A 2,518-nucleotide genomic window follows, 5' to 3' on the forward strand; every position below is an offset into this window, starting at 1 on the left:
TTGGACGCCTTTGGCGGGTCCGGCGCGACCTTGCTGGCAGCTGAGAAAATCGGGCGCCGGGCGCGGCTCATTGAGCTTGACCCTGTTTACGTCGACGTCGCCATCCACCGTTGGCAGGAGATGACCGGTGAAAGCGCGGTGCATGCTGTCACGGGGCAAACGTTCGATACGCGTTCTGCAGCCAACGACACCACTTCAGAGCAGGAGGTGGATCATGTCTGACGATACGAAAGAGTATGAGGTGGGCTACGGCAAGCCGCCCAAAGCGACCCAATTCAAGAAAGGCCGCTCCGGCAATCCGAAGGGACGACCAAAAGGTGCCAAAGGGGTGAATGCTAGCTTGAAACGCGAACTGGAAGCCAAGATCACCGTCCGCGAAGGCAACATTGAAGCTCGGATTTCAAAGGCGGAGGCAATTGCAAAGCGGCTCACGGCCGGTGCGTTGAAGGGCGACACGAAATTGCTAATGGCGCTTCTCAAGGTCGACGCTGATCTGTTCGGCGGTCCAGATGATGGGAGCGAACAGGCTGGCTCTGAAGTGAATGGGCCGGAGGCAGTTGACTATGACATCCTCCGGGATTTCTTTTCCAGCCAACTGGACGGTGACGGTGGTCCGGAAAACGAGGAGGCGGAAGATGACGACTCCTGATCCAAAAATGGTCCTGCAAGCCGCTCGCGAGGTTTGCCGGGACAATTTCTTTCCTTTCGTGTGGCGTGTGTTTGACACGCTGCACCAAGGGACTGACCGCAGCTTTGATCCGGCTTGGCATGTGCGTGCCATGTGCCATGAGTTGGACAATGTCCGCCAAGGCGAAAACAAGCGGCTGATCATCAACATCCCGCCACGTTGCCTGAAATCGGTCACCGTGGCCGTTGCATATGTCGCTTATCTTCTGGGGCACTCACCCAGCGCCAAGATTATTGTTGCCAGCTACGGGCTGGATTTGGCGCGCAAGCATTCTGAAGATTGTCGTCGGATCATGTCCGCGCGCTGGTACCGGGAAATGTTTCCTGAAACGGTTTTGGCCCAAAAGGGCAACTCCTCAGAAGAAATCCGCACCACAAAGGGAGGCAGTCGCAAGGCTGTCTCCATCGGCAGTTCTGTTACTGGCCATGGCGCTGATTACATCATCATCGATGACCTGCTGAAAGCTGGTGATGCGGGTTCCGAAGCCGAGCTGGTCAAGGCACAGGAGTTCATTGAGGGGACCTTGCTGTCGCGCTTTGACAACCCGGCCGAAGGGCGTGTGGTTATGGTTGCACAACGGTTGCACGAGATGGATCCGCCAGGCTACCTGCTTGAACGCGGTACCTATCGGCACCTGAATCTGTCTGCCATCGCCGAAGAATATGAGACGGTGCCTCTTGGGCGTGGAATGGCCATGCACCGCAAACCGGGTGATCTCCTTTGCCCGTCGCGCCTGGATCAGCAAACGCTGGATACCAAGCGCCGTGAAATGGGCGCAGCCGTGTTCAATTGCCAGTATCAGCAGAACCCGATTGCACCAGACGGATCGCCCCTTCGCTGGGAGTGGTTCAGTATTTATGAGACCATCGAAAATCGTCGCTGGTTCCAACTGGTGGTTCAAAGCTGGGATACGGGCATGTCAGCGGATCCCCGGTCCGACTTCTCGGCCTGTACAACCTGGGGATTCCGCGAAAATGCGTGGTACCTTCTCGACGTCTGGCGCGGGCAGGTGGACTACCCAGACCTGAAAGCCAAGGCGCTACAGCTTGTCGGCCTTTGGGATCCGGATCGTGTTTTGATCGAAGATGCGGCCTCCGGTAAACCGCTTCTGGACGAGCTGTTTCGTGATGACCGTCGGCGCTACGAACGCATTAAACCCGACCAGGACAAGGAAACCCGGTTCCAGTCCGCTTGCGGTCCTGTCGAAGAGGGCAAGGTGTATCTGCCTGCAGACGCACCCTGGCTGCCGGTATTCAAACGAGAGCTTCAGTCCTTTCCACGCGGGCGTAACGACGATCAGGTCGATAGCTTTGCGCATTTTCTGAACTGGTCCAAGGGACTGGGGTTCTACCGGGCATTGGGTCGCGACCACCGGATCAACATCGAACGTCGGGAGCGTAATCGAGAGAGGGTCAGGCGACGGTAGAACCTCAGCGTCAAGCTTGAAAACTCGTTGAATAGTGCTGGGAGGGCCGATGTCGGACCAATCCTGAGAGCGGCCCCAATGACCGCTCGCAACCACAAACCAGTCTCATCGCTAATGCTGTCGGATGACGGCTTCGAGCCCAGAGCAACTAATGCTGCACCATGCACGAAGGACAGCATTGTGCAGAAAGCGGGCCTTGCAGAGCCGATAACTGGAGCCAGCTAAGGCTGTTCAATCGCTGACTTAGTAAACCCCAGATCAGTCGGTGGGCAAAATCAAAGAACGTCCAGAAGCTTCGTATACTCGATCCTCAGCACAAAGGCTGACAGTGTCCCTGTTATCGTCGCCGGTATACCCTGCTTCCAAGTATCGAACACTAGATGGCAGAATATCGCTCCAACAGA

2 protein-coding genes and 1 pseudogene are annotated in these 2,518 nt (G+C 56.6%); all 3 read left to right on the top strand.

Annotated features, from left to right (window positions below):
* A pseudogene (locus tag AC2FI9_RS22725) lies at positions 1-222 on the top strand (hypothetical protein); the annotation flags it as partial.
* Positions 215-649 (top strand): DUF5681 domain-containing protein, encoded by a 435-nt coding sequence (locus AC2FI9_RS22730; protein ID WP_496770998.1) that lies wholly within the window; start codon positions 215-217, stop codon positions 647-649. The pseudogene AC2FI9_RS22725 and the gene AC2FI9_RS22730, both read left to right, overlap by 8 nt.
* Positions 636-2,114, top strand: coding sequence for a phage terminase large subunit (terL, locus tag AC2FI9_RS22735; protein ID WP_496771000.1), 1,479 nt, complete (start codon positions 636-638; stop codon positions 2,112-2,114). Before AC2FI9_RS22730 ends, terL begins: the two co-directional genes overlap by 14 nt.
* The last annotated feature ends 404 nt before the right edge of the window (positions 2,115-2,518 follow it).

It is taken from the genome of Ruegeria sp. CDSA246 (assembly GCF_059611225.1).